General features: G+C 72.1%; 20 protein-coding genes. 11 read left to right on the forward strand and 9 right to left on the reverse strand.

Translation table 11 applies throughout. The annotated features are described in order from the left end of the window. Window positions 1-5: 5 nt before the first annotated feature. The 6 genes from LZ017_RS08235 to glnE form a co-directional block, all read right to left on the reverse strand. Window positions 6-860 (reverse strand): AraC family transcriptional regulator, encoded by an 855-nt coding sequence (locus LZ017_RS08235; RefSeq protein WP_241396137.1) that lies wholly within the window; start codon window positions 858-860, stop codon window positions 6-8. A gap of 39 nt (window positions 861-899) precedes the next feature. After that, window positions 900-1,391 (reverse strand): NADH-quinone oxidoreductase subunit B family protein, encoded by a 492-nt coding sequence (locus LZ017_RS08240; protein WP_241396138.1) that lies wholly within the window; start codon window positions 1,389-1,391, stop codon window positions 900-902. A gap of 97 nt (window positions 1,392-1,488) precedes the next feature. Beyond that, the gene (locus LZ017_RS08245) at window positions 1,489-2,160 is read right to left on the reverse strand and encodes a glutathione S-transferase (RefSeq protein WP_241396139.1); all 672 of its coding nucleotides are present in this window, start codon (window positions 2,158-2,160) and stop codon (window positions 1,489-1,491) included. Between the two features lie 78 nt (window positions 2,161-2,238). Then, window positions 2,239-3,177: a DMT family transporter gene (locus tag LZ017_RS08250; protein WP_241396140.1), complete on the reverse strand. Its 939-nt coding sequence runs from the start codon at window positions 3,175-3,177 to the stop codon at window positions 2,239-2,241. Continuing rightward, window positions 3,174-3,803: a rhombosortase gene (gene rrtA, locus LZ017_RS08255; RefSeq protein WP_241396141.1), complete on the reverse strand. Its 630-nt coding sequence runs from the start codon at window positions 3,801-3,803 to the stop codon at window positions 3,174-3,176. The genes LZ017_RS08250 and rrtA overlap by 4 nt, the downstream gene beginning before the upstream one ends. Beyond that, a complete protein-coding gene (gene glnE / locus LZ017_RS08260; RefSeq protein WP_241396142.1) occupies window positions 3,800-6,532 on the reverse strand; it encodes a bifunctional [glutamate--ammonia ligase]-adenylyl-L-tyrosine phosphorylase/[glutamate--ammonia-ligase] adenylyltransferase in 2,733 nt (910 codons plus the stop codon). Before glnE ends, rrtA begins: the two co-directional genes overlap by 4 nt. Before the next feature lie 136 nt (window positions 6,533-6,668). Here glnE and LZ017_RS08265 point away from each other — a divergent pair, with 136 nt between their 5' ends. The 3 genes from LZ017_RS08265 (at window position 6,669) to LZ017_RS22065 (ending at window position 13,509) form a co-directional block, all read left to right on the forward strand. Beyond that, window positions 6,669-10,739 (forward strand): YhdP family protein, encoded by a 4,071-nt coding sequence (locus LZ017_RS08265; protein ID WP_241396143.1) that lies wholly within the window; start codon window positions 6,669-6,671, stop codon window positions 10,737-10,739. Further along, entirely contained in the window at window positions 10,736-11,563 is an 828-nt protein-coding gene (locus LZ017_RS08270) for a carbon-nitrogen hydrolase family protein (RefSeq protein ID WP_241396144.1), read from the forward strand. The genes LZ017_RS08265 and LZ017_RS08270 overlap by 4 nt, the downstream gene beginning before the upstream one ends. Before the next feature lie 143 nt (window positions 11,564-11,706). Continuing rightward, window positions 11,707-13,509: a methyl-accepting chemotaxis protein gene (locus LZ017_RS22065; protein ID WP_277604604.1), complete on the forward strand. Its 1,803-nt coding sequence runs from the start codon at window positions 11,707-11,709 to the stop codon at window positions 13,507-13,509. Window positions 13,510-13,536: 27 nt separating this feature from the next. Here LZ017_RS22065 and LZ017_RS08285 read toward each other — a convergent pair whose 3' ends face one another. After that, window positions 13,537-13,965 (reverse strand): VOC family protein, encoded by a 429-nt coding sequence (locus tag LZ017_RS08285; protein ID WP_241396145.1) that lies wholly within the window; start codon window positions 13,963-13,965, stop codon window positions 13,537-13,539. 67 nt (window positions 13,966-14,032) lie between these two features. Then, window positions 14,033-14,491: a GNAT family N-acetyltransferase gene (locus tag LZ017_RS08290; protein WP_241396146.1), complete on the reverse strand. Its 459-nt coding sequence runs from the start codon at window positions 14,489-14,491 to the stop codon at window positions 14,033-14,035. Window positions 14,492-14,608: 117 nt separating this feature from the next. On the opposite strand from LZ017_RS08290, the gene LZ017_RS08295 reads away from it, so the two are divergent. The 7 genes from LZ017_RS08295 (at window position 14,609) to LZ017_RS08325 (ending at window position 23,728) form a co-directional block, all read left to right on the forward strand. After that, on the forward strand, window positions 14,609-15,193 hold the full coding sequence (locus tag LZ017_RS08295) for a hypothetical protein (protein ID WP_241396147.1): 585 nt from the start codon (window positions 14,609-14,611) through the stop codon (window positions 15,191-15,193). A gap of 137 nt (window positions 15,194-15,330) precedes the next feature. Continuing rightward, the gene (locus LZ017_RS08300) at window positions 15,331-16,338 is read left to right on the forward strand and encodes a methionine ABC transporter ATP-binding protein (RefSeq protein WP_241396148.1); all 1,008 of its coding nucleotides are present in this window, start codon (window positions 15,331-15,333) and stop codon (window positions 16,336-16,338) included. Next, complete coding sequence (locus LZ017_RS08305) at window positions 16,335-17,000, forward strand: methionine ABC transporter permease (RefSeq protein ID WP_374109898.1); 666 nt, start codon at window positions 16,335-16,337, stop codon at window positions 16,998-17,000. Before LZ017_RS08300 ends, LZ017_RS08305 begins: the two co-directional genes overlap by 4 nt. 40 nt (window positions 17,001-17,040) lie before the next feature. Next, window positions 17,041-17,820, forward strand: a complete 780-nt coding sequence (locus tag LZ017_RS08310) for a MetQ/NlpA family ABC transporter substrate-binding protein (RefSeq protein ID WP_241396149.1) — start codon at window positions 17,041-17,043, stop codon at window positions 17,818-17,820. A 193-nt stretch (window positions 17,821-18,013) separates the two neighbouring features. Next, complete coding sequence (locus tag LZ017_RS08315) at window positions 18,014-21,364, forward strand: MHYT domain-containing protein (RefSeq protein WP_241396614.1); 3,351 nt, start codon at window positions 18,014-18,016, stop codon at window positions 21,362-21,364. Then, entirely contained in the window at window positions 21,361-22,359 is a 999-nt protein-coding gene (locus LZ017_RS08320; RefSeq protein WP_241396150.1) for an HD-GYP domain-containing protein, read from the forward strand. Before LZ017_RS08315 ends, LZ017_RS08320 begins: the two co-directional genes overlap by 4 nt. 121 nt (window positions 22,360-22,480) lie before the next feature. Then, window positions 22,481-23,728: a spore maturation protein gene (locus LZ017_RS08325; RefSeq protein WP_241396151.1), complete on the forward strand. Its 1,248-nt coding sequence runs from the start codon at window positions 22,481-22,483 to the stop codon at window positions 23,726-23,728. Here LZ017_RS08325 and LZ017_RS08330 read toward each other — a convergent pair. Continuing rightward, window positions 23,721-24,875 carry a GGDEF domain-containing protein gene (locus LZ017_RS08330; protein ID WP_241396152.1) on the reverse strand — a complete coding sequence of 385 codons (1,155 nt, stop codon included), beginning with the start codon at window positions 24,873-24,875 and terminating at the stop codon, window positions 23,721-23,723. The two genes, LZ017_RS08325 and LZ017_RS08330, sit on opposite strands and share 8 nt — an antisense overlap. Before the next feature lie 284 nt (window positions 24,876-25,159). On the opposite strand from LZ017_RS08330, the gene LZ017_RS08335 reads away from it, so the two are divergent. Further along, the gene (locus tag LZ017_RS08335; protein WP_241396153.1) at window positions 25,160-25,909 is read left to right on the forward strand and encodes a DUF4198 domain-containing protein; all 750 of its coding nucleotides are present in this window, start codon (window positions 25,160-25,162) and stop codon (window positions 25,907-25,909) included. Window positions 25,910-25,983: the final 74 nt, after the last annotated feature.

The raw sequence follows: 25,983 nt of genomic DNA on the forward strand, positions 1-25,983 counted from the left end.
CCGCCTCACTCGTCCAGGCGGTAGACCCACCAGCTGGCGTCGTCGCTGTGCACCGCGCGGCGCAGCGCGTCGGGGCTGTGGCCGGCGATGGCCTTGACCTCGCGGCCCAGATGGGCCTGGTCGGCATAGCCGTGCTGGGCGGCCACGCCGGCCCAGCCGCCGGCCTGCTCGGCCAGCAGCGCCGCGCGCACCGCGGTCTCGGCGCGCTGCAGGCGGCGCAGCTCGGCCGGACGCAGCCCGGTCAGCGCGCGGCCGCGGCGCTGCAGATGACGCTCGGACCAGCCCATCCACGCCGCCGCCGCGCGCACGCCCAGCTGCCCGATGCCCGCCAGCACCGTGCCCAGGCGGTCGGGCTCGCCGGCGCAGCGCTCGCGCCACAGGGGCCGCAGCCAGTCCAGGCTGGCGCGCCAGCGTGCCGCATCGTCGGGCGCGGCGAGGATGCGCTCGTGCAGCGGCTGCAACGCGCGGGCCAGCTCGGGCACCTCGTCCAGCGCCACATGCCGGTCGCGGTAGTGCTCGGGCTCCAGCCCGAACAGGCGCGCCAGGCCGGCGGGCTGGAAGACCAGGAAGAAGGAATGCAGCGGCCCCAGGTTCAGCGACTGCACCGGATGGCGCTGCGGGCCGCTGAGGAAGACCCGCGGCAGGCGCCGCTGGCAGTCCTGGCCACCGCAGCGCGTCAGCACCCCATCGCCTTCGAGCAGCCAGGTGATGCCGCAATAGGGATGGGCAGGGAAGCGGTTGATGCGCTGCGCCAGCGGCAGCTCGCCCAGCGCGCGGGTGTCGCGCATCACGCCGGCGCGCAGGCAGGGCGCCAGTTCGGCGTCGGGCATCCACAGCGCGGCGGCGGGCGAGGCGGACATGGCGCGGACGGTGGTCGGGTCGGGGACGGGCCTGGAGCTTCAGCGCGACAGCGTCGCGCGGGATTCGCGGATGCGGCGCTGCAGTTGCAGGATGCCGTAGATCAGCGCCTCGGCGGTGGGCGGGCAGCCAGGCACGTAGACGTCCACCGGAATGATGCGGTCGCAGCCGCGCACCACCGAATAACTGTAGTGGTAGTAGCCGCCACCATTGGCGCAGGAGCCCATGGAGATCACATAGCGCGGCTCGGCCATCTGGTCATAGACCTTGCGCAGCGCCGGCGCCATCTTGTTGGTCAGCGTGCCCGAGACGAACATCAGGTCGGCCTGGCGCGGGCTGGCGCGCGGGATCATGCTGAAGCGCTCCATGTCGTAGCGCGCCGCGGCGGCATGCATCATCTCCACCGCGCAGCAGGCCAGCCCGAAGGTCAGGTACCACAGGCTGTTGCCCTGCGCGGCGCGCACCGCGTCGTCCAGCCGCGCGAGCACGAAGCCGTCGCGCTCCAGGGAATAGGCAGGTTCGGTTGCAGTCATGCGCGCATGCTGCGCCCGCCCCGGGCCCGCCGTCTTGAAGAAAAACGACATGGCCCGGGCCGCGCCGGGCGCGGGTTTGAGCCGGCCCGGGATGGCCTCAGGCCGGAGACCCGCCGGCCTTGAGCGCGGCGAGCCGCTCGGTGTCGGCCTTGCGGTCGGCCGCGACCTTCTGCGCCGCCGGACGCTCGCCGATCAGCTTGACATACGTCTTCCAGTCCAGCCCGTGCGCGGCCAGCAGGTCCTCGCCCAGCACGTTCTTGGTCGCCGCGCCGATCAGCGGCAGGCTGGCGTAGGCCGAGCAGTCGGCCATGGTGAACTGCTCGCCGCCGACGTAGGGGGCGAAGCGCGCCAGGCGCTTGAAGGCGGGGATGTTCTTGTTCAGCTGCTGGCGCACCCAGTCCTTCTTGCTCTCGCTGACCGTGCCGCCGAAGAAGGCCTCCGCGTACAGCTCGCGGGCCACCAGCTCCAGGTGCAGGTCGATGAAGGTGATCAGCTCGCGCAGCTTGGCCGCGGCGAAGGGATCGGCGGGCAGCAGCGGCTGCGCGGGGTGGGTGGCCTCCAGGTAGTCCAGGATGACCTGGCTCTCGCACAGCGAGCCCTGCTCGGTGCGGATGAAGGGGATCTTGCCCAGCGGCGAGCAGGCCAGCACCGCCTCGTCCTTGCTCTTGGTCATCACCACCTCTTCCTGGAAGGGGATGCCCTTCTCCAGCAGCGCCAGCTTGACCTTGTTGTAGTAGTTCGACAGCGAAAAGCCACAGAGCGTGATCATGGGTTTGTCTCCTGGTGAAAAGCCCAGTCTAGGGGCGGGAAGCGGCGTTTGTCCGTCCGCTTGGCGACCTTTGGGCGCTCAGCGGTTGACGAGCAGGATGCCGGCGGCCAGCCCGCCCAGCGCCAGCATCAGCCGCGGCGTGATGGGCTCGCCCAGCAGCAGCGCGCCGGCCAGCAGCCCGAACAGCGGCGTGCTGAGCGTGAAGCTGGACAGGCGCGTGGCCGGGTAGTGGCGCACCAGCCAGAACCAGACCAGATAGCTGGCGAAGGTGACGATCACCGCCTGGAAGCCGAACAGGCCCCACAGCCGCGCCGACCAGGCCAGCGGCAACGCCTCGCCGGTCGCCAGCGCGCCCAGCGACAGCGCCACGGTGGAGACCGCCAGCTGGTAGAGCAGCGTCTTCTCCGCGCTGGCCTGCGACAGCCGCGTCGCGCGGATCGCCAGCGTGGTGCCGGCCCACAGCAGCGCCGCGCACAGGCCCAGCAGGTCGCCCAGCCATTGGCGCGGCAGCTCGCCGGTGGCGGTGAGCCCCTCGCCGAAGGCGAAGGCCACCGCGCCGAAGGCCAGCAACAGGCCCAGGCTGCGGCGCAGCCCCAGGCGCTCGCTGGGCGCGATCAGGGGCATGCCCAGCGCCACGACAAAGGGCGCCAGGTAGAGGAAGACCACCATGCGCGAGGCCGTCGTGTACTGCAGGCCCAGGAAGATGCAGGCGAACTCGGCGGCGAACAGCGCGCCGGCGAGCAGCCCGCCCGGCAGGCTGCCGTCGCGCGTGAACAGCGCGATGCCGCGCGCCAGGCTCCAGCCCCAGACCAGCAGCGCCGCCACACCGGAGCGCAGCGCGGCCTGCCACAGCGGCCCGATCTCGCTCAGCGCCGCCTTGGCGGCGACCTGGTTCAGCCCCCACATCACGCAGCAGGCCAGCAGCAGCAGCACGGCCAGCCCGTCGAGCTGGGACTTGCGCTGCGGCGGCGCCGGCACGGCGTCCGCCAGGGGGTCGGGGGAAGAGGTGGTGCTCATGGTGGTGACGAAAGTGAAGCGCCGTGGCGGCGTCGCCCGCGCGGCGCGAGCCACGCGCCGACGAGCATCAGGATCAGCGTGCAGGCGGCGCCCGCGACGGCCCCGCTCAGGTGGGCCAGCGGCGCCACCGCGATGTCCCAGCCGGGCGCCTCGCGCAGCCAGGGCGCGGCCCAGCCACGCTCCAGCGCCAGCTTGAGGGCAAGCCCGGCCACCAGGCCCAGCCCCACCACGCGCGGGCGGCCCGGCCGCGCCAGCAGTTCCAGCGCGGCCACCGCGACGCCGGCATGCAGCACGCCCGACAGCCCGCCGAAGCGCTGCAGCGCCGGGGCGAGCACCAGCGCCGCCTGGGTCAGCGGCCACGCGGCCAGCCAGGCCAGCGCGGCGCGTCCCCCCAGCCCGGCGCGGCGGCCCAGCCAGGCCAGCACCGCGCAGCCGGCCAGGTTGGCCAGCAGGTGCTGCAGGCTCCAGTGGCGCCAGGCCGCGCTCCAGGCGCGCCAGGGCTGCTCGGCCGCCAGCGCGGGGCGCCATTCCAGCGCCTGCTGCGCGGACTCGGGCAGCCACCAGGTCGCCAGCGCGCCCAGGGCCAGCAACGCCGCCAGCAGTTCCCAGGCCGGTCGCCGCGTCATTCAGGGCTGAAGACGGCCCGCCACAGCGCCAGCACGGCGTCGCGATGCGCCGCCAGCGGGGCGGCGGCGGCCTCGTCCAGCGCGGTCGACTGCTCGTCCAGCCGCGCGCGGTGCTGGAAGCGGCGCAGCTCGCGGTAGGCATCCGCCGCCGCGTGGCCCACGCCCTCGGGCAGCAGGCCCGCCGCCTCGGCGCGCTGCAGCAGCGCGATGTTGCCGGCGTTGTCCAGCAGCTCGGGGTGGGCGTGCGAATGCGCCAGGATGAGGAACTGCAGAACGAACTCGGCGTCCATCATGCCGCCGGGGCTGTGCTTGACGTCGAACAGTCCGGCGCGCACCGGCCGCGCCTGGCGCACCTTCTCGCGCATCGCCTGGACCTCGCGGCGCAGCGCGTCGGCGTCGCGCGGCGCGGTCAGCACGGCGCGGCGCACGGCCTCGAAGCGCGGCGCCAGTGCCGCGTCGCCGGCGCAGAAGCGCGCCCGCGTGATCGCCTGGTGCTCCCAGGTCCACGCGGTGTTGCTGCCGCGGCCGCTCTGGTAGTTCTCGAAGGAGTTCATCGAAGTCACCAGCAGCCCCGAGTTGCCATTCGGGCGCAGCGCGGTGTCGATGTCGAACAGTTCGCCGGCCGAGGTGCGCAGTGTCAGCCAGGTGATCAGCTTGCGCACGAAGGCGGCATAGATCTCGGGCGCGTTCTCGTCCTCGTCGTCGAACAAGAAGACCACGTCCAGGTCGCCGCCATAGCCCAGCTCCTTGCCGCCCAGCTTGCCGTAGGCGATGACGCCAAAGCGCGGCTGTTCGCGGTGGCGCTGCTTGAGGCGCTGCCAGGCCCAGCGGATCACGCATTGCAGCGTGGCATCGGCAAGCAGGGACAGCTCGTCGGCCACTTCCTCCACCGTGATGCTGCCCTCGACGTCGCGCACGAGGGTGCGGAAGACCTCGGCATGGTGGGCGCGGCGCACGCTGTCCAGCAGCGCTTCCTCGTCGGCCTCGCCATGTTCGGCCCAGGCGTCGTGGCGCGCCTGCAGCTCGGCGATGAAGGCCGCGCCGTCGAAGCGCTGCTGCAGCAGGCGCACGTCGGCCAGCTCGTCGATCACGCCGGGATGCTGCATCAGGTAGCGCATGGGCCAGCGCGCCAGCCCCAGCAGGCGCAGCAGGCGCTGCTGCACCGCGGGGCGCTCGACCAGCAGCGCCAGATAGCTTTCACGGCGCAGCAGCGGCTCCAGCCAGTCGACGAAGCGCAGCGCGGCGTCCAGGCCGCACTCGCCCTGCTTCACGGCCAGCGCCGCGCGCCCGACCAGCTTGGCCAGGCGCAGGCGCGATTCCTCGCGCAGGTTCTGCACGCGCGGCTGTTGGGCCCAGCGACGCACGCTTTGCGCCAGTTCCTCGGGCAGCCGGGCGAGGAAGTCCTCGGCATCCACCGGCAGCGGCGGGCCGCCGCAGCCCTTGCAGCCGCCGCCGGACGGCGCCGCACCGTCGTGCAGCAGCGCATCGAACTCGGTGGCGACCAGTTCGCGCACCTCGCAGAGCCGCTCCAGCAGTTCGCAGGTTTCCTCGCGGCAGACCAGGCCCAGGCTGCGCGCGATCCAGCCCAGGTCCTCGTCCGCCGAGGGCAGGCAGTGGGTCTGCTGGTCGTCCAGGTACTGGATGCGGTGTTCGACACGGCGCAGGAAGTCGTAGCCCTCGGCCAGCTTCTGCGCGGTCTCGGGCTTCATCAGCCCGCGTGCCGCCACGCGGTTCAGCGCCTTCAGCGTGGAGCGGGTGCGGATCTCCGGGAACTGCCCGCCGCGCACCACCTGCAGCAGCTGGACGATGAACTCGATCTCGCGGATGCCGCCGCGCGAGAGCTTGACGTCATTGGCACGCTCGGGGCGGCCGGCGGCGCGCTTCTGCGCCTCGTCGCGGATCTTGCGGTGCAGCTGGCGCAGGCCCTCGAAGACGCCGTAGTCCAGGTAGCGGCGGTAGACGAAGGGCGTGACCAGCGAACGCAGCGCCTGCACCTTGGCGCCCTGCACGCTGGCCAGCGGCGCGACCACGCGGCTCTTCAGCCACGCGAAGCGCTCCCATTCGCGGCCCTGGACGAAGAAGTACTCCTCCAGCATGGACAGGCTGACCACCGAGGGCCCCGAATTGCCATTGGGGCGCAACGCCAGGTCGACGCGGAACACCTGGCCGTCCTCGGTGACCTCGCCGATCAGCGCGTAGAGCTTGCGCGCCAGCTGGGCGAAGTATTCGTGCGCGGTGATGGTCTGCGGGCCGGCGGTCTGGCCGTCCTCGTCGTACACATAAATCAGATCGATGTCGGACGAGACGTTGAGCTCGCGCCCGCCCAGCTTGCCCATGCCCACGACCCAGAACTCGATGACCTCGCCGGCCGCGTCCAGCGGCGCGCCGTACTGCGCGTCCAGCTCGGCGCGGCCCTGGGTCACGGCCAGGTCCAGGCTGATTTCGGCCAGGTGGGTCATGGCACGGCAGATGTCGGCCATCGCGGTACCGGCCTCGATGTCCAGCACCGCCAGCCGCTCCAGCACCAGCTGGCGCATCACGCGCAGCGCGCTGGCCAGCGCACGGCCGCGCTGCTGCAGCGCGGCCACGGTGGCAGCCATCGTGTCGCGGTCCGGCAGACCCGGCGGCAGCAGCGCCAGCTCCTCGGCGTAGCGGCGCCGGATGCGCTGCACAAAACGGCTGTGATCGGCCCGCGCGGGCGGGGGTAAAGACTTGTCTCCGTGGCTCATGGGAGGGCGTGGCTGTGCTAGATTCCCCGTCACCGGGACGGGGTGGCGATCTGGGGCAGGCGCTCAGTGGCCAAGACTTCTCTTGTTCTGTTGTTCTGGCTCATCGATACGCCGCGCTCCGTCTCATTCCCTCGACATGTCCTGGTCAGCCCATATCCGTCCCGTCCTGAGCGGCACGGGCTCCGCGCTCTGGCGTTGCGGACGCTGGGCCCTGGGGCTGGTGCTGGTCGCACTGGCCCTGCTGCTGGCGGCCGGACTGGCCTTGCACTGGGCGATTCTGCCGCACATCGACGACTGGCGTCCGGCGCTGGAACAACAAGCCTCCAAGGCGCTTGGGGTCAAGGTCCGCATCGGCCGCATCGGCACCCAGGGCGGCGGCCTGGTGCCGGCGCTGGACCTGCAGGACGTGCGCCTGATCGACCCGCGCGGCCGCGAGGCGCTGCGCCTGCCGCGCATCAGCGCGCGGCTGTCGCTGAGTTCGCTGCCGGCGTTGGAGTTGCGCTTTGCCCAACTGCTGCTGGAGCGCCCCGAGCTGCTGCTGCGCCGCGACGCCCAGGGCCGCATCACGATAGGCGGGCTCAGCATGGAAGGTGGCGGCGACGCCGAGGCCACCGAGCAGGCCGCCGACTGGTTCTTCCAGCAGCATGAATTCATCATCGTCGACGGCCGCGTGCGCTGGCAGGACGAGCAGCGCCAGGCGCCGACGCTGGAGCTGGGCGCGCTGAACCTGGTGGTGCGCAACGGGCTGCGCCGCCACGAGCTGCGTCTGGACGCCACCCCGGGCGCCGCCTGGGGCCAGCGCTTCAGCCTGCGCGGGCGCTTCACGCAGTCGCTGCTCAAGCGCCCCGGCGCGGTGCAGCACTGGAGCGGCCAGCTCTTCGCCGACCTGCCGCGCACCGACGTGCGCGAGCTGCGCCGCTACGTGGACCTGCCCTTCGAGCTGCGCGAAGGCGACGGCGCGCTGCGCGCCTGGCTGGACCTGGACCAGGGCCGGCCCAGCGGGCTGACACTGGACATGGGCCTGCGCTCGGTGCGCCTGCGCGTCGCGCCCGACCTGCCCGAGCTGCGCCTGAGCCGCATCGGCGGCCGGCTGTCGCTGCAGCGCGAGGCCCAGCACTTCAGCGTCCAGGCCCGCCAGCTGGGCTTCACCGGCGAGGACGGCATGGACTGGCCCCATTCGGACTGGTCCTTCCGCCTCAACCATGCGCGCGGCGACACCACCTCCGTCACCGGCGGCGAGATCGACGCGCAGCAGCTGGACCTCGCGCTGGCGGCGCAGATCATGGAGCGGCTGCCGCTGGCCCAGGCGCAGCGCGAGCTGATCAAGGACATGGCGCCGACCGGCCGGCTCAAGGCCGTGCGCTTCGCCTGGGATGGGCCGCTGGCGGCGCCACGGCGCTACAGCGCCAAGGGCCTGCTGGAGGGCCTGTCGGTGCGCGCCGAGGCGGCCGCCGAGGGCGCGGCCGGCCCGGGCGCGCATGCGCCGGTGGGCCGCCCCGGCCTGTCCGGCGCGCAGCTGCAGTTCGACGCCAACGAGCAGGGCGGCCATGCCGCGCTGCGCATCCAGCAGGGCCACTTCGCCTTCCCCGGCGTGTTCGAGGACCCGCAGCTGCCGCTGGACCAGCTGCGCGCCGCGCTGGAATGGAAGCTGCAGCCGCAGCCCAACGGCGTGCCACGCCTGCTGGAGCTGCGCCTGCCGCAGATCCAGGTGGCCAATGCCGACCTGCGCGGCGAGCTGGAACTGCAGTGGCGCGCCACCGAGCGCGCGCTGGGCCGGCTGGAGCTCAGCGGCCGCCTGGACGAGGTGCGCGCCACCCGCGTGGTCGACTACCTGCCGCTGGGCGTGGGTTTCGACGCCCGCCACTATGTGCGCCACGCGGTGCGCGGCGGCACCGCGCACAAGGTGCAGATGCGCGTCAGCGGCGATCTGCAGGACTTCCCCTTCGACAAGCCGGGCCCGCAGGGCCAGAAGGGCGTCTTCCGCATCAGCACCCTGGCGCAGGACGTGACCCTGGCCTATGTGCCCAGCCATCCCGAGGCCTGGGGGCGGCCGGCTTACCAATCGCCCTGGCCGGAGATGGAGCAGGTGCAGGCCGAGCTGGTCTTCGAGCGCGCCGGCATGAGCATCCGCAACGGGCGCGCGCGGCTGATGGGCGTGGAGCTGAACGGCGTGCGGGGCGCCATCCCCGACATGGGCTCGGACCATCCGGTGCTGGAGATCGAGGGCCAGGGCCGCGCGCCGCTGGCCGACCTGTTGCGCTTCATCCGCAGCTCGCCGGTGGGCGAGTACACCGGCCATGCGCTGGCCCAGGCCAGCGGCAGCGGCCCGGCGGCGCTCAAGCTGGCCCTCAAGCTGCCGCTCAACCATCCGGAGCAGAGCGCGTTGAAGGGCCAGGTCCAGCTCGCCGGCAACGAGCTGCGCATCACGCCGACCACGCCGCTGCTGACCCAGGCGCGTGGCCGCATCGAGTTCGACCAGAAAAGCGTGCAGCTGCGCGGTGGCCAGGCGCGCGCGCTGGGCGGCGACATCAGCATCGAGGGCGCCAGCCATCCCGACGGCAGCCTGCGTTTCAGCGCCCAGGGCCAGGTCAGCGCCGAAGGCCTGCGCGGCGCGCCCGAGCTGGGGCTGACCCAGCGCCTGGCCCAGCAGATGAGCGGACAGACGCCCATGCGCCTGGAGCTGGCCGTGCTGAAGCAGCAGACCGAGCTGAGCATCAGCAGCAGCCTGCAGGGCCTGGCGCTGGACCTGCCGGCGCCGCTGCGCAAGCCCGCCGACGACAGCCTGCCGCTGCGCATCGCGGTGCGCGCGCTGCCCGCGCCCAACGGCACGCCGCGCGAGGAGCTGCGCGTGGAGCTGGGCACGCTGCTGCAGGCGCAGTACCAGCGCGAGCTGCCCGAAGGCGCCGAGCCGCGCGTGCTGCGCGGCGCGCTGGCGCTGCTGGACAAGCTGCCCGACCTGCCCGCCCAGGGCGTCATCGCGCGCGCGCAGCTGGGCACGCTGAACCTGGACGCCTGGCAGCAGCTGGCCCAGCGCCTGGGCCCCGCCGGCCCGGGGCTGGAGCAGGACAACCCCTATGTCCCCGGCCAGCTCAACCTGCGCGCGCAGGCGCTGCAGCTGGGCGGGCGCACGCTCAACAAGCTGGTGGCCGGTCTTTCGCGCGAAGGCAGCACCTGGCGCGCGTCGCTGGATGCCGAGCAGCTCAGCGGCTACGCCGAGCTGCGCCCGGGACGACCCGGCAACCCGGGGCGGGTGTACGCGCGCATGGCGCGGCTGGCCGTGCCGCGCAGCGACGCCGACGACCTGGACCAGTTGATGGACCAGCACCCGCGCTCGGTGCCCACGCTGGACATCGTGATCGACGACTTCGAGCTGCGCGGGCTGCGCCTGGGCCGGCTGGAGGTGCAGGCGCAGCAGCAGGCCGAGGCTCGCGAATGGCGGCTCTCCAAGCTGCAGCTGAAAAACCCCGACGCCACGCTGAGCGCCACCGGCCAGTGGGCCCCGGCGGCCGGCCAGGGCGCGCGCCGCACCGAGCTGGACTGGCGCATGGAGGTGGCCGACGCCGGCAAGCTGCTGGAGCGCCTGGGCCAGGGTCAGGTCTTGCGCAACGGCAAGGGCGTGCTGGCCGGCAAGCTGGACTGGAGCGGCTCACCGCTGTCGCCCGACTACGCGAGCATGAACGGCGCGCTCAACCTGCAGATCGACGCCGGGCAGTTCCTCAAGGCCGAGCCCGGCGTCGGCCGGCTGCTGGGCGTGCTGAGCCTGCAGTCGCTGCCGCGCCGCCTGGTGCTGGACTTCCGCGACCTGTTCTCGCAGGGCTTTGCCTTCGACGGCTTCGCCGGCGACATCCGCATCGCGCAGGGCGTGGCGCACAGCGACAACCTGAAGATGCGCGGGCTGCAGGCGGTGGTGCTGATGGAAGGCCAGGCCGACCTCGCGCGCGAGACCCAGGACCTGCATGTGCTGGTCGTGCCTGAGATCAACGCCGGCGGCGCCGCGCTGGCCTATGCGGCGATCAACCCCGCGATCGGGCTGGGCACCTTCGTCGCCCAGTGGCTGCTGCGCAAGCCGCTCGCGGCGGCCGGCACCGAGGAATTCCGCATCACCGGCAGCTGGTCCGAACCCAAGGTGGAGCAGCTGCAGCGCCGCGCCGGCCAGGCCGAGGCGCATTCCCCCACCGACACCGTGCAGGAGGCGCGCCAGCCATGACCAAGATCGCCGCCATCCAGATGGTCTCCGGACCCGACCTGGCCACCAACCTCGCCCGCGCCCGCCACTGGATGAACGAGGCCGCCGCCCAGGGCGCCAGCCTGGTGGCGCTGCCCGAGTACTTCTGCCTGATGGGCCATGGTGACGAAGCCAAGCTGCAGTTCGCCGAGGCGCCCGGTCAGGGCCCCATCCAGGCGGCGATGCAGGCCGCGGCGCGCGAACTGGGCCTGTGGATCATCGCCGGCACCCAGCCCATGCGCTGCGCCGACCCGGCGCGCGTGCGCAACAGCTGCCAGGTGTACGCGCCGGACGGCCGGATCGCCGGCCGCTACGACAAGCTGCACCTGTTCCGCTACGACAACGGACGCGAGCACTACGACGAGGGTCGCGTGCTGGAGGCCGGCGACGCGCCGGTGCGCCTGGCGGTGGCGCCCGGCGGACAGACGCTGCAGCTGGGCCTGTCGGTCTGCTACGACCTGCGCTTTCCCGAGCTCTACCGCCAGATGAGCTTCACACCCGGGCTGGCGCCGCTGGACCTGATCAGCGTGCCGGCCGCCTTCACCCACACCACCGGCCAGGCCCACTGGGAGCTGCTGCTGCGCGCCCGCGCGGTGGAGAACCAGGCCTATGTGATCGCCGCCGCCCAGGGCGGCCGCCACGAGAACGGCCGCCGCACCTGGGGCCACAGCCTGGTGGTCGACCCCTGGGGCGAGGTGCTGGCCTGCCTGCCCGAGGGCGAAGGCCTGGCGCTGGCCGAGCTGGATCTGCAGCGCCTGGCCCAGGTGCGTCGCCAGCTGCCGGCGCTGGAGCATCGGCGCTTCTGAGCCACCCCGCCGGGCCGGACGGCGTCAACGGCGCGTTTTGATCCGCCGCAAGCCGTGAAAAGATACGGGTAAACCCTGTGTATTGGTGCGCATAGCGCCGTCGCCAAGGCGACACTGCGCGCTCTCCAAATTTCAGGGTTCCCATGTTGAAGTCCATCAAGGCACGCCTCACGGCGGCCTCCGCCGGCATCGTCATCGCCGCGATCGCGCTGGCCACCGTGACCAGCTACCGCACCGTGCGCAACACGGTGATGCGGGACGTGGCGCAGCAGCTCGCCGACGCCGGCGACACCCAGGCCGCCGCGATCGCCGCCTGGGTGCGCACGCAGAAGAACGTGGTGCGCGCGCTGGGCCCGGTGCTGGACCAGGCCGACCCGAATCCCGCGCTGCAGCAGGCCCAGACCTCCGGCGTGCTGGACATGGCCTACATGGGCACCGCGGACAAGCGCATGGTGTCGATACCGGCGCGTCCGCGCGCGGCCGACTACGACCCCACCGTGCGCCCCTGGTACAAGGCCGCCGCCGCGGCCCGCGAGCCGGTGCTGACCGCGCCCTACATCGCGACCTCCACGCAGAAGCTGGTCGTGACCTTCGCCACCGCGGTGCGCCAGGGCGACGAGGTGCGCGGCGTGGTCGGCTCCGACGTGCCGCTGGACGAGGTGGTGGAGCGGCTCAACAAGATCCGGCCCACGCCCAGCGGCTTCGCGCTGCTGGCGGACCGCGAGGGGCGCATCATCGCCCACCCCGATCCCAAGTACACGCTCAAGCCGCTGGCCGAGCTGTCGCCCGAGCTCAGCGCCGCGGTGCTGGGCCAGGCCGCCGCGACGCTGACCGAGCTGCGCGTCGGCGCGCAGCAGGTGTTCGTCAAGAGCGCGCCCATCCAGGGCACGGACTGGCTGCTGATCAGCGCCGCCGACCGTGGCGAGGCGCTCGCGTCGCTGAGCGAGCTGCTGCGCAATGCCGGCATCGCGCTGGTGCTGGTGGTGCTGGGCGCGGTCGCGGTGTCGACCTGGCTGGTGCGGCGCCTGCTGGGCCGCCTGGTCAGCGTGCGCAACGCGATGGAGCAGATCGGTTCGGCCGGCGGCGGCGACCTGACCCAGCGCCTGGACGAACAGGGCGAGGACGAGCTGACCGACATCGCGCACGCCTTCAACCAGTTCGTCGGCCAGATCGAGCATGTGATGCGCGACGTGCGCAGCTCGGCCGAGTCCATCGCCACCGCGTCGCGTGAAATCGCGATGGGCGCCCAGGACCTCAGCGCGCGCACCGAGCAGACCGCCTCCAACCTGGAGGAGACCGCCTCCGCGATGGAGCACCTGACCGAGACCGTGCACCGCAGCGCCGCGTCCGCCGGCTCCGCCAGCGCACACGCCGGCAACTCGGCCGAGGTGGCCCAGCGCGGCGGCGCCGTCGTCGGTCGGGTGGTCCGCACCATGGACGAGATCAGCGCCAGCTCGCGCAAGATCGGCGACATCATCGGCGTGATCGACGGCATCGCCTTCCAGACCAACATCCTGGCGCTGAACGCCGCGGTGGAAGCCGCGCGCGCCGGCGAGCAGGGCCGCGGCTTCGCGGTCGTGGCCGGCGAGGTGCGCAGCCTGGCGCAGCGCTCGGCCGAGGCGGCCAAGGAGATCAAGACCCTGATCGGCGGCAGCATGGCGCGCGTCGACGAGGGCGCGCAGCTGGTCGCCGAGGCGGGCCGCACCATGGACGAGATCCTCGCCAGCGTGCGCGGCGTCAGCGACACCATCGGCGAGATCAGCAGCGGCGCCACCGAGCAGAGCCGCGGCATCGTCGAGATCAACCAGGCCGTGTCCCAGCTGGACCAGATGACCCAGCAGAACGCGGCGCTGGTGGAGGAATCCGCGGCCGCCGCCGACAGTCTGAAGGACCAGGCCGCGCGCCTGAGCCAGGTCGTCGGCACCTTCCGCCTCGGCGGGGTCTGAGCCCTCGCCGGGCGGGGCCGCGCCCGCCTAGAAGCTCACCTTGACCGAGTCCGCGCTGCGCTGCGCCGGGCCGTGGAAGACGGCCTCGATGTTGTTGCCATCCGGGTCCAGCACGAAGGCGGCGTAGTAACCCGGGTGGTAGGGGCGCTCGCCGGGCGCGCCGTTGTCCTTGCCGCCATGGGCCAGCGCGGCGCGGTAAAAGGCCTGCACCATGGCCGCGTCGCGGGCCTGGAAGGCCAGGTGCACGCGGCCGGTCAGCCGCCCCTGCGCGGCCGCGCTGTCGGAGCTGGAGACGAAAAGCTCGTCGGCCCAGAAATAGTCCTCGGCCTCGCCGCCCATCGGGATCTCCAGCGCGGCCAGCACCGCGGTGTAGAACTCGCGGCTGGCCTCCAGGTCGGCGACCACCAGCTGCAGGTGGTCGATCAGACGGCCACGGTGTATCTCATGGGTTTCCATGTGGGGCTCCTTCCCTTGCCTTGTGGCGTGATGACGGATCTATCCTAGCGCCGCGACCCGTGGCCGGTCAGCCCGCGACGCGGCGCGTGTAGGTGAGGAAGACCTCGTCGCGCACCCAGCCCAGCGACTCGTACAGCGACTGCGCCGCGTGGTTGGTCTTGGCCGTGGTCAGGTCCATGCGCACCTTGCCCTGGGCGCGCGCCGTCGCCTCCGCCGCCAGCAGCAGCGCGCGGCCCACGCCCTGCTGGCGCGCAGCCGGGGCGACAAAGAGGTCGTAGAGGCTGTAGATGGGCCGCGCCTCCAGCGAGCAGAACAGCGGATAGAGCTGGCAGAAGCCCAGCAGCCGGCCCCCGGCCTCGGCCACCAGCAGCTGCGAATCGCGCCGCTGCAGCCGCTCGCCGATGAAAGCCAGCGCGGCCGCGCGGTCGGGCGCGCGCTCGTAGAACTGTCGATAGAGGTCGAACAGTTCGGCCAGCGGGGCCAGGTCGGCCGGACGGGCTTCGCGCAGGGTGGGCGTGGCGCTCATGGCAAGCACAAGGATGGGATGGCGCGCATTGTGCGGCCCGGGCGGGCGCCGAACACCGCCGCTTCCCGCCCGCATTTCCGCGCATCGCACCGCGATGGCGGGCCTACAGTGCGCAGCATGCGCTCCCTGCCCGTCCCGCCCCCGCGCCGCCGCGCCGCGCTGTTCGCGCTGCTGGCCGCCACGCTGCTGGCGGGCTGCGGCACGCCGGCCGAGCCGGACGGCATGCGGCTGGCCGAGATCGAACGCATGCAGCTGCGCGGCTGGCTGCCCGAATCGCTGCGCGGCCAGGTCGTGCTGGGCACGGTCGAGGGCGGCGTGCCCACCGCGCGCTACTGGGGCTCGCGCCTGGGCAACGAGGCGCTGCGCGTCGCGCTGGACGAGCTGCTGCGCGGCACCGGCCTGATGTCGCTGCAGCCCGACGGCGGCCGCTACGAGCTGCGCCTGAAGGTGCTGGGCCAGGCCCAGCCCTGGATCTCGGTGCTGGACGCCAACGTGACGGTCTATGTGGAATACCGGCTGGTGGAGCGCGCCAGCGGGCAGCTGGTCTACCAGCGCCAGATGCGGCTGCACCACGTGACGCCCTGGTCGGATGCGATGCTGGACCCCAACGAACGCATACGCCTGGCCAACGAAGGCGCGCTGCGCCACAGCTTCTCCGAGCTGATGCGCGAGCTGGTCGCCGCGCCGCAGCTGCGCGGCTGAGCCCGCCGTCCGCCGCTCCCGCGGCGGAATTTGCTTATTACGAACGAATTCTAGGGAGCCCTCGGGTTTCCACTAGGATTCCGGCTCCCATGCGCCGCCACGGCGCGGCTCCGACGACAAGAACAACGACTCCCCGCGTGATCCGTCTCGAACACATCCACAAGCATTACGGCCAGGGCGCGCGCCGCGTCACGGCGCTGCAGGACCTCTCGCTGGAGGTGGCGCCGGGCGAGGTCTACGGCATCGTCGGCGCGTCGGGCGCGGGCAAGAGCACGCTGCTGCGCGTGATCAACCTGCTCGAGCGCCCCGACCAGGGCGAGGTCCAGGTCGACGGCCAGGCGCTGACGCGGCTGGACGCGCCGGGTCTGCGCGCCGCGCGCCAGCGCATCGCGATGATCTTCCAGCACTTCAACCTGCTGAGCTCGCGCAGCGTGGCCGACAACGTGGCCTGGCCGCTGCGCATCGCCGGCTGGGACAGCGCGCGCATCGCGCCGCGCGTGGCCCAGCTGCTGGCCCGCGTGGGCCTGGCCGACCAGGCGCACAAATACCCGGCCCAGCTGTCGGGCGGCCAGAAGCAGCGCGTGGGCATCGCCCGCGCGCTGGCGCTGGAGCCGCGCGTGCTGCTGTGCGACGAGGCCACCAGCGCGCTGGACCCCGAGACCACGCGCGCCATCCTCGCGCTGCTGGCCGAGCTCAACGAAGAACTGGGGCTGACCATCGTGCTCATCACCCACGAGATGGAGGTGGTGCGCCAGGTCTGCGACCGCGTCGCGGTGCTGGAGGGCGGGCGCATCGTCGAGCAGGGGCCGGTCAGCGAGGTCTTTCTGCACCCGCGCTCGGAAACCGCGCGCCGCTTCGTGCTCGCCGCCGAGCATCTGGACGAGCAGGCCCAGCGCGAGGACTTCGCCCACGTGGCCGGCGCGATCTGGCGCCTGAGCTTCCTCGGCGACAGCACCTATGCCCCGCTGCTGGGCGAGGTGGCGCGGCGCACCCAGCTGGACTTCGGCATCCTCAACGGCCGCATCGGTCGCATCAAGCGCCAGCCCTATGGCCAGCTGGACATCGCGGTGAGCGCCGGCGACCTGCCTGCGGCGCGCGCGCTGCTGGCCGAACGCGGCGTCGACGTGCAGGAGCTGCGCGCATGATGACGCTGCTCGCCGCGATGGACTGGGCCGAGATCGGCTGGGCCGGCGCCGACACCTTGCTGATGCTGGGTGGCTCGCTGCTCTTCACCGCCGTGCTGGGGCTGCCGCTGGGCGTGCTGCTCTTCCTGCTGGACCGCGGCCAGCTGCTGGATTCGCCGCGCCTGTACGGGCTGCTGTCGCTGGTGGTCAACGTGCTGCGCTCGCTGCCCTTCGTGATCCTGCTGATCGTGATGATCCCGCTCACCCTGCTGATCACCGGCACCTCGCTGGGCGTCGCGGGGGCGATCCCGCCGCTGGTGGTGGGCGCCACGCCCTTCTTCGCCCGCCTGGTGGAGACCGCGCTGCGCGGCGTGGAGCGCGGCATCGTCGAGGCCGGCCTGGCGATGGGCGCGACGCCGCGCCAGATCGTGCTGCAGGCCCTGCTGCCCGAGGCGCTGCCGGGCATCCTGTCCGGGCTCACCGTCACCGCGATCACCCTGGTGTCCTACACCGCCATGTCCGGCGTGATCGGCGGCGGCGGCCTGGGCGATCTGGCCATCCGCTTCGGCTACCAGCGCTTCCAGACCGAGGTGATGGTGGTCACCGTGGGCCTGCTGCTGCTGCTGGTCCAGGCCCTGCAGATGCTGGGCGACTGGCTGGTGCGCCGCGTCAGCCATCGCTGAAACCGCTTTCCTTTTGCCTGTCATTCACAAGGAGTTCCCGATGAAGAAACTGCTCGCCGCCGTCGCCATCGCCGCGCTGGCCCTGACCGGCGCCGCCCGCGCCGAGAAGCTCAGCGTCGCCGCCACCGCGGTGCCGCACGCCGAGATCCTGAACCAGCTGAAGGCGCCGCTGGCCAAGCAGGGCGTGGAGCTGGAGGTCAAGGTCTTCACCGACTACGTCCAGCCCAATGTGCAGGTGGCCGAAAAGCGCCTGGACGCCAACTTCTTCCAGCACAAGCCCTACCTGACCGAGTTCAACAAGGGCAAGGGCACGGGCCTGGTGGCGGTGGTCGCGGTGCATGTGGAGCCCTTCGGCGCCTATTCCGCCAAGCACAAGAAGCTGGACCAGCTGCCCGAGGGCGGCGTCGTCGCGCTGCCCAACGACCCGACCAACGCCGGCCGCGCGCTGCTGCTGCTGGACCAGGCCGGCCTGATCCAGCTGAAGGACAAGAGCAACATCCTGGCCACCACCAAGGACATCAGCGCCAACCCCAAGAAGCTGAAGTTCCGCGAGATCGAGGCCGCGACGCTGCCGCGCATCCTGCCCCAGGTGGACCTGGCGCTGATCAACACCAACTACGCGCTGGAAGCCAAGCTCAACCCGCAGCGCGACGCGCTGGCCCTGGAAGGCCGCGAATCGCCCTATGCCAACTGGCTGGTGGCGCGCGCCGACAACCAGAACAGCCCGGCGCTGAAGAAGCTGGCCGCGGCGCTGCAGAGCCCCGAGGTCAAGCGCTTCATCGAGACCCAGTACAAGGGCGCCGTCGTGCCCGCGTTCTGATCGCCCGCCGCCGTCCGCACGCGGACAGGCCCGCATGGCAAGGCCCGGCACCCGCCGGGCCTTCTTTTTGGCGCCGCGCGTGGCTTTAGGCCGCCTAAGCCGGTGAATGAGCGGCGGAAGCCGTGCAATTGCCACAGCGCGCGCCGTGAATCACCGGCACCATAGCGGCTGCCCGGTCCCTCCCCCCTTGCCCGTGCCTGCCCCGCATTTTTCCTGGTCCGATTTCTTCCTGTGGCCCGACGGCAGCCCCGCGCTGCTGCTGATCGGCAGCCATTCTCCCTGGCTGGTCCTGCTGTCGGTGCTGGTCGCCACGGCGACCTCGGTGATGGCGCTGCAGTTGGCCGGCAGCGCCCGGCGCGAGCGCCACCCGCGCCTGCGCCAGCTCTCGCTGCTCAGCGGCGCCGCCGCCATGGGCTGCGGCATCTGGTCCATGCATTTCATCGGCATGCTGGCCTTCCGGCTCTGCGCCGATGTCAGCTACGACACCGGCATCACGCTGGCCTCGCTGCTGCCGGCCGTCGCCGCGTCCTGGGTGGCGCTGACGCAGCTGGCACGCCACCAGCTCTCGCGCTGGAGCTGGATCGGCGGCGGCGTGCTGGTGGGCGCGGGCATCGGCACCATGCACTACACCGGCATGGCGGCCATGACCATGGCGCCGCAGCTGCGCTACGACCCGCTGTGGTTCGCCGTCTCCATCGCGGTGGCGGTGCTGCTGGCCATGCTGGCGCTGTGGATACGCTTCGGGCTCAAGGGCCGCCTCGGCGGCTGGCACTCGGCGCTGCTCGCCGGGCTGGTGATGGGCGGCGCGATCTCCGGCATGCACTACACGGCGATGGGCGCGGCCCGCTTCGTCGGCCGGCCCGAGCTGCCCTGCGAGGACGCCTGGGCCGGGCATGGCGCGCTGGCGCTGGGCATCGCGCTGGTGGCGCTGTCGGTGGGCGCGCTGGTCGCCGGCGCCAACGGCCTGCTGCGCTACCGCCGCCTCAACCGCGACCTGCTCAGCGGCCAGCTGCGCATGCAGGCCATGGTGGATACCGCGGTGGACGGCATCATCACGATCGACAGCCGCGGCCTCATCCAGTCCTTCAACCGCGCGGCCGAACAGCTGTTCGGCTGGCGCGCCGCCGAGGTGCTGGGGCGCAACGTCAACATGCTGATGCCCGCGCACGACGGCAAGCAGCACGACGGCTATCTCGCCACCCACCTGAGCACCGGCGCGACGCGCATCATCGGCGTCGGCCGCGACGTCGTCGGCCAGCACCGCGACGGCCACCCGCTGCCGATACGGCTGGCGATCGGCCGCATGGACTTCCAGGGCGAGACCAGCTTCATCGCCTTCGTCAGCGACATCAGCGAGCGCCAGCGCATGGAGCAGGCGCTGCGCGACAGCGAGCAGCAGTACCGCGACCTGATGGCCAACAGCCCGGGCGTGAGCTTCCGCGGCCGGCTGGACGCGCAATGGACCAAGGTGGTGATCGGCGAGGCCGTGGCGGACCTCACCGGCTGGACCGCGCGCGAGGTGCTGGACGGCCAGGTGCAGCTGTTCGACCTGATGCATCCCGAGGACGCGCCCGGCGTGCTGGCGCAGATCCGCGAGCGCCTCGCGGCCGACCAGCCTTACACCGTCGAATACCGGCTGCGCCGGCGCGACGGCCTGCAGCGCTGGGTGTCCGAGAGCGGCCGCGGCGTGCGCGACGCGCAGGGCGCGCTGTGCTGGGTGGACGGCGTGATCCTGGACATCACCGGCGCCAAGCAGATGCAGCAGGCGCTGGAGCTGTCCAAGCAGCGCGCCGAGGCCGCCGCCGAGGCCAAGAGCGCCTTCCTCGCCAACATGAGCCACGAGATCCGCACGCCGATGAACGCCATCCTGGGCTTCACCGAGCTGCTGCTGGACACCACGCTGAGCGAGACCCAGCGCAAGCACCTGGGCACGGTGCGCAGCTCGGCGCGTTCGCTGCTGGGCTTGCTCAACGACATCCTGGACACGGCCAAGCTGGAGAAAGGCGCGGTGGAGCTGGAGCAGGCGGACTTCTCGCTGCGCGCGCTGTGCCAGCAGACCCTGGCCTCGCTGCGCCTGGGCGCCCAGCGCAAGGGCCTGGCGCTGAACCTGGACTATCCGGCCGACCTGCCGCAGTACTTCGTCGGCGACGCGCTGCGGCTGCAGCAGATCCTCGTCAACCTGGTCGGCAACGCGATCAAGTTCACCGAGCGCGGCGCGGTGACGCTGCGCATGCGCTACGACGGCGGCCAGGTCCAGCTCAGCGTGATCGACACCGGCATCGGCATCGCGCCGGACCGGCTGGAGCGCATCTTCGACGCCTTCGCGCAGGCCGACGCATCCACCACGCGCCGCTTCGGCGGCACCGGGCTGGGCACCACCATCGCGCGCCAGCTCGCCGAGCGCATGGGCGGCCGCATCACCGTCGAAAGCGCGCAGGGCGAAGGCAGCCGCTTCCATGTCTGGCTGCCGCTGCGCGAAGGCCAGCCGGTGCGCGCCGAGGCCGCCGAGGCCGGCCCGGGGCTGCCGCCGCTGCGCATCCTGGTGGCCGACGACGTCGAACAAAACAGCGAACTGCTGCAGCTGCTGCTGAGCCGTGACGGCCACCAGGTCAGCCTGGCGGCCGACGGGCTGCAGGCCATCAGCGCGCTGACGCAGGCGCCGGCCGACCGCTACGACCTGGTGCTGATGGACGTGCACATGCCGCGCCTGGACGGACTGGAGGCGACGCGGCGCATCCGCGCCTTCGAGCTCAGCCATGGCCGTGCGCGCACCCCCATCATCGCGCTCACCGCCAGCGTGCTGGAGGAAGACCGCCAAGCCTCGCGCGCCGCCGGCATGGACGGCTTCGCGGTCAAGCCGGTGGAGGCGGCGCGGCTGCGCGCGGAGATGGCGCGCGTGCTGGGCCTGGAGCCGCTGAGCACGCCCGCACCGCCCAGCCCCGAGCCCCTGCCCGACGAAGAGGCGCTGGACACGCTGCAGGGCCTGCAGCTGTGGGGCAGCGCCGACGCCTGGCAGCGCGCGCTACGCCGCTTCGCGCAGGAGCAGGGCCAGGGTGGCGAGCGCCTGCAGGGCCTGGTCGAGCGCCAGGACTGGCTGGAGGCGCGCGCGCTGGTGCACCGCTGGCGCGGCGTGGCCGGCAGCCTGGCGCTGCCGCGCCTGGCACGCGCCGCGCAGCAGGCGGAGGACCTGTTCCGCGACAGGACCGTGGGCACGGCGCTGGACGAGGCGGTGCGCGCGCTGCGCGAGGCGCTGGCCCAGGCCCTGGCGCTGATCGCGGCGCAGCAAGACCTGCCCCCCACGCCGGCCGTGGCGGCGCCCCCGCCGGCCGGCGGCACCGAGGCCGGGCTGGCGCTGCAGGATGCGCTGGAGCGCCTCGCCGCGGCGCTGCGCCACGGCGAACTCGACGACGCGGCGCTGGCCGTGCTGCGCCGCCAGCTCGCGCAGGAGCAGCGCGCGGCGCTGGACGAGGCGCTGGACCAGTTCGATTTCGACGGCGCGCTGCGCGCGCTGCAGCCCCTGCGGCACCGCCCGGAGCAAGCATGACCTTCCCGCAAGATCCGCGTCCCAAGCTGCTGCTGGTGGACGACGAACCCGTCAACCTGCAGGTGCTGCGCCAGATCCTGCAGCAGGACTACCGGCTGCTGTTCGCGCGCGACGGTGCGCGCGCGCTGGAGCTGGCGCAGGCCGAGCAGCCGCAGCTCATCCTGCTGGACGTGATGATGCCGGCGCTGTCCGGGCTGGAGGTCTGCCGCCGGCTCAAGGGGCAGGCGGCGACGCGCGCGATCCCGGTGATCTTCGTCACCGCGCTGGCCGACACGCAGGACGAAACCGAGGGCTTCGCCGCCGGCGCGGTGGACTACATCACCAAGCCGGTCAGCCCGCCCATCGTGCGTGCGCGCGTGCGCACCCACCTGTCGCTGGTGCATGCCGAGGAGCTGCGCGAGACGCGGCTGCAGATCGTGCGCCGGCTAGGCCGCGCCGCCGAGTACAAGGACAACGAGACCGGCTGGCACGTGGTGCGCATGAGCCACTACGCGCAGATCCTGGCGCGCGCCGCCGGCTTCGGCGAGGCGGCGGCCGACGAGATCCTGCACGCCGCGCCCATGCACGACGTGGGCAAGCTGGGCATCCCGGACGCCATCCTGCAAAAGCCCGGCAAGCTGGACGAGCAGGAGTGGGCCATCATGAGCCGCCATCCCGAGATCGGCGCCGAGATCCTCGGCGAGGACCCCTCCAGCCTGCTGCAGATGGCGCGCCGCATCGCGCTGGCCCACCATGAAAAATGGGATGGCAGCGGCTATCCGCGCGGGCTGGCCGGCGAGCAGATTCCGGTGGAGGCGCGCATCGTCGCCATCGCCGATGTGTTCGACGCGCTGACCAGCGTGCGCCCCTACAAGCCGGCCTGGCCGGTGGAGCGCGCGGTGGAGCTGCTCAAGTCCGAGAGCGGCCGCCATTTCGAGCCGCGCCTGGTGGCCCTGTTTCTGGATCATCTGCCCGAGGTGCTGGAGGTGCGCTCGCGCTTCCTCGAAGAAGGCTGAGCCCGCGCCGGCCGCGACCCCAGGTTATGGCCGGCGCCGCGATCGTGATGCCCGCGCCGCGTCGGCGCGACGGTGCGGCGCGCCGCGCCCCGGAATAATGGGCGCCCGAAAGGACCCGCCCATGGTGCTCAACTACATCTGGATCGCCTTCTTCCTGATCGGCTTCGGCGTCGCGCTGCTGCGCCTGCTGCAGGGCGATCTGCTGATCTTCTCGCAGGTGCTGACCGGCATCTTCGACACCGCGAAGACCGGCTTCGACATCTCGCTGGGCCTGGTGGGCGTGATGTGCCTGTGGCTGGGCATCATGAAGATCGGCGAGAACGCCGGCGTGATCCAGCTCTTCGCGCGCGTGCTGGCGCCCTTTTTCGCGCGCATCTTCCCCGAGGTGCCCAAGGGCCATCCGGCGGGCGGCTCCATGGTGATGAACTTCTCGGCCAACATGCTGGGGCTGGACAACGCCGCGACGCCGCTGGGCCTGAAGGCGATGAAGGAGCTGCAGGAGATCAACCCGCAGAAGGACGTCGCCAGCAACGCGATGATCATGTTCCTGGTGCTCAACACCGCGGGCATCACGCTGATCCCCACCTCGGTGATCGCGATCCGCCAGACCATGGCGATCGACCAGGGCCTGCAGAACTTCAACGCGGCGGACATCTTCCTGCCCACGCTGATCGGCACCTTCATCTCCTTCGCCGCCGGCCTGGTCGCGGTGGCCTGGGTGCAGCGCATCCGGCTGCTGAGCTGGCCGGTGATGGGCTTCTTCGGCGGCTTCGTCGCCATCATGGCGGCGCTGTGGACCTGGCTGCACGGCTATCCGCCGGAGCAGATGTCGCGCCTGATCGGCCTGCTGGGCAGCCTGGTGATCATGAGCATCATCGTCGCCTTCATCGCGGTGGGGGCCTGGCGGCGCATCAACGTCTATGAGAGCTTCGTCGAGGGCGCCAAGGAAGGCTTCGGCGTCGCGGTGCAGATCATTCCCTACCTGGTCGCGATCCTGGTCGCGATCTCGGTCTTCCGCAGCACCGGCTGCATGGACTACGTGGTGCAGGCCATCGCCGCGCTGGTGGGCCTGCTGGGCCTGCCCACCGACTTCGTGCCGGCGCTGCCGGTGGGGCTGATGAAGACCCTGTCCGGCAGCGGCGCGCGCGGCCTGATGGTGGACGTGATGAAGACCTATGGCGTGGACAGCTTCCAGGGCAAGCTCGCCGCCATCATCCAGGGCTCCACCGAGACCACCTTCTATGTGCTGGCGGTCTATTTCGGCAGCGTCAACATCAAGAAGACGCGCTATGCGCTGAGCTGCGGGCTGTTCGCCGACCTGGTGGGGCTGGTGGGCGCCATCGTCGTCGGCTACTGGTTCTTCAAGTGAGCGCGGCGCGCGCGATGCGGTCGCGCCCCTCCTGCTTGGCGCGGTAGAGCGCTGCGTCGGCACGCGCCAGCAGCTCGTCCAGCGTCGGCGCGGGCTGGGTCCCCGCAGGCAGGCTGATCAGCCCGCCGCTGAGGCTGGCCGCAGGCTCGCCCTGGCGGCCCGCGACCGCCGCGCGCACCCGCTCGGCCACCGCGGCCGCGGCATCGGCGCCGGTCTCGGGCAGCAGCACGACGAACTCCTCGCCGCCGAAGCGGCCGATCTGGTCGGACTGGCGCAGCCCGGTGCGCGCCAGCGCCACCACCTCGCGCAGCACGCGGTCGCCGGTCAGATGGCCGTGCTGGTCGTTGATGCGCTTGAAGTGGTCCAGGTCAAAAATCATCAGCGACAGCGCATGCCCGTAGCGGCGCGCGCGCTCCAGCTCCAGCACCGCCAGCTCCATCCAGGCGCGCCGCGTCAGTGCGCCGGTCAGGTCGTCGTGACGGGCGATGTGGCGGAACTCCTCGCGCAGCCGCTCGCTGGCCATCAGCAGCACGCCCACGCTGGCCAGCAACAGCGCGAAGTTGAAGGCCGAAATGTAGAGCGCCTGCGCCAGGCTGGGATCGAAGCGGCCCGAGTCCGGGCCATCCACCCACAGGCCGCTGGCCGCGCGCACCGCCATGATCAGCGCCATGGCCAGCAACACCATGGCCGTGAAGCGCGAGCCGAAGCTGCGCTCCTGCCGCGCCAGCACGCGCACATGGGCCAGCAGCAGCACCGCCGCGCTGAGCGTGAAGATCCAGACGCGCACCCGATAGTCCGGCCAGACCTGCAGGAACAGCGCCAGCGCCAGCAGGCTCAGCGCCAGGCCCAGCAGCACCGGCTTCCAGCGCGTAGGCAGCCCGTAGAAGCGCCGCGTGCCGATCAGGAACAGCGCCAGGCCGCCCAGCAGCAGGCCGTTGCCGGCCACCACCACCAGCAGCTGCGGCAGCAGGGGCTCCAGCGCGTAGAACAGCACCGAGGCGGCGCAGGTGAGCGGCGCCCAGGCCCAGGCCAGGCTGCCCGGCGTCGCGGCCGGATGGTTGCGGCGCACGCCCAGCAACAGCAGGCCCAGCACCGCGCCCATCAGCCCGGCCATCACGGCCAGCGAGCGCAGGTCCAGGCTCAGCATCGCGCCACGCGTGAAAAGAAAGTCATCCGCATTGACGCAATGTAGCGGCGAGCCGCGAGGGGGCGGACTGCGCATCGCACGCGCGCCGTGGATTCGTTTGCGCTATTGCGAACAATTCTCATTTGCTAAGCTATGATTCGGGTGGCGCCCTGGTGGCGCCATTTGTCAGGCCAGCCGTCGCCCGCCTGCCCGTTCCTCCGGGACAGGGTGCCGACGCCGAAGGCCCAGGTTCCCGGAGGCGGCCCACCGCCCTGCCGCTACGGCTTCTGACTCCGGAACACACCATGCCGTCCCCGATTCCACCCCTGCCGGCCCCCAGCCGGCGCCTGGGCCTCGCGCTGGCCCTGCTCCTCGGCGCCTCGGGCGCGTCCGCCCACCAGCTCTGGCTGGAGCAGGCCGATCAGGTCATCCACCTGCGCTTCGGCGAATACGCCGACAACCTGCGCGAACGCTCGCCGGGGCTGCTGGACAAGTTGGTCCAGCCGCAGGCCCGGCTGCAGCGTGGCGACCAGTTGCTGCCGCTGGCGCTGCGCCGGGGCAGCGACGGCTTCGCGCTGCCCATGCGCGCCGGGCGCGGCGAGTCGCTGCTGGTCCAGGACGACAGCTACCCGCTGATCGAGCGCCGCGACGGCGAGCGCGTGCTCTCGCACAGCGCCTGGATTCCGGCCGCGCGCTGGGTCTTGGGGCCGGGCGCGCTGGCGCCGCAGCTCACCCTGGACCTGCTGCCGCAGGACGAGCCCGGCAGCTTCCGCGTGGTCTACAAGGGTCAGGTCTTGCCCAAGGCCAGGGTGGAGGTGGTGTCGCCTTCGGGCTGGAGCCGCAGCGTGCTGGCCGACGAGCAGGGCCGGCTGCGCCTGGAGCTGCCCTGGCGCGGTCAGTACGTGCTGGAGGTCAAGCACCAGGACCCGAGCGGCGGCGAACGCGCCGGCCAGCGCTACGAGCAGGCGCTGTACGTGACCACGCTGAGCCTGGTCCAGCCCCTGGGACCGGCCGCGCCGCCGCCCCCGCCCCCCACCGCGCCTTCGCAGCCCTGAGCACGACGCCCCGCGTCGCCCCCGTTTCAGCGCCTCCCCCTTTCATCGTCCCCCCACCACCGGCCCGCCGCATG

Source organism: Pelomonas sp. CA6 (assembly GCF_022549225.1).
Classification (GTDB): domain Bacteria; phylum Pseudomonadota; class Gammaproteobacteria; order Burkholderiales; family Burkholderiaceae_C; genus Roseateles.

Bases quoted from the DNA above. Each gene is read 5' to 3' on its own strand.
- LZ017_RS08235 (WP_241396137.1), bottom strand. From the start codon at position 860: ATGTCCGCCTCGCCCGCCGCCGCGCTGTGGATGCCCGACGCCGAACTG.
- LZ017_RS08240 (WP_241396138.1), bottom strand. From the start codon at position 1,391: ATGACTGCAACCGAACCTGCCTATTCCCTGGAGCGCGACGGCTTCGTG.
- LZ017_RS08245 (WP_241396139.1), bottom strand. From the start codon at position 2,160: ATGATCACGCTCTGTGGCTTTTCGCTGTCGAACTACTACAACAAGGTC.
- LZ017_RS08250 (WP_241396140.1), bottom strand. From the start codon at position 3,177: ATGAGCACCACCTCTTCCCCCGACCCCCTGGCGGACGCCGTGCCGGCG.
- rrtA (WP_241396141.1), bottom strand. From the start codon at position 3,803: ATGACGCGGCGACCGGCCTGGGAACTGCTGGCGGCGTTGCTGGCCCTG.
- glnE (WP_241396142.1), bottom strand. From the start codon at position 6,532: ATGAGCCACGGAGACAAGTCTTTACCCCCGCCCGCGCGGGCCGATCAC.
- LZ017_RS08265 (WP_241396143.1), top strand. From the start codon at position 6,669: ATGTCCTGGTCAGCCCATATCCGTCCCGTCCTGAGCGGCACGGGCTCC.
- LZ017_RS08270 (WP_241396144.1), top strand. From the start codon at position 10,736: ATGACCAAGATCGCCGCCATCCAGATGGTCTCCGGACCCGACCTGGCC.
- LZ017_RS22065 (WP_277604604.1), top strand. From the start codon at position 11,707: ATGTTGAAGTCCATCAAGGCACGCCTCACGGCGGCCTCCGCCGGCATC.
- LZ017_RS08285 (WP_241396145.1), bottom strand. From the start codon at position 13,965: ATGGAAACCCATGAGATACACCGTGGCCGTCTGATCGACCACCTGCAG.
- LZ017_RS08290 (WP_241396146.1), bottom strand. From the start codon at position 14,491: ATGAGCGCCACGCCCACCCTGCGCGAAGCCCGTCCGGCCGACCTGGCC.
- LZ017_RS08295 (WP_241396147.1), top strand. From the start codon at position 14,609: ATGCGCTCCCTGCCCGTCCCGCCCCCGCGCCGCCGCGCCGCGCTGTTC.
- LZ017_RS08305 (WP_374109898.1), top strand. From the start codon at position 16,335: ATGATGACGCTGCTCGCCGCGATGGACTGGGCCGAGATCGGCTGGGCC.
- LZ017_RS08310 (WP_241396149.1), top strand. From the start codon at position 17,041: ATGAAGAAACTGCTCGCCGCCGTCGCCATCGCCGCGCTGGCCCTGACC.
- LZ017_RS08320 (WP_241396150.1), top strand. From the start codon at position 21,361: ATGACCTTCCCGCAAGATCCGCGTCCCAAGCTGCTGCTGGTGGACGAC.
- LZ017_RS08325 (WP_241396151.1), top strand. From the start codon at position 22,481: ATGGTGCTCAACTACATCTGGATCGCCTTCTTCCTGATCGGCTTCGGC.
- LZ017_RS08330 (WP_241396152.1), bottom strand. From the start codon at position 24,875: ATGCTGAGCCTGGACCTGCGCTCGCTGGCCGTGATGGCCGGGCTGATG.
- LZ017_RS08335 (WP_241396153.1), top strand. From the start codon at position 25,160: ATGCCGTCCCCGATTCCACCCCTGCCGGCCCCCAGCCGGCGCCTGGGC.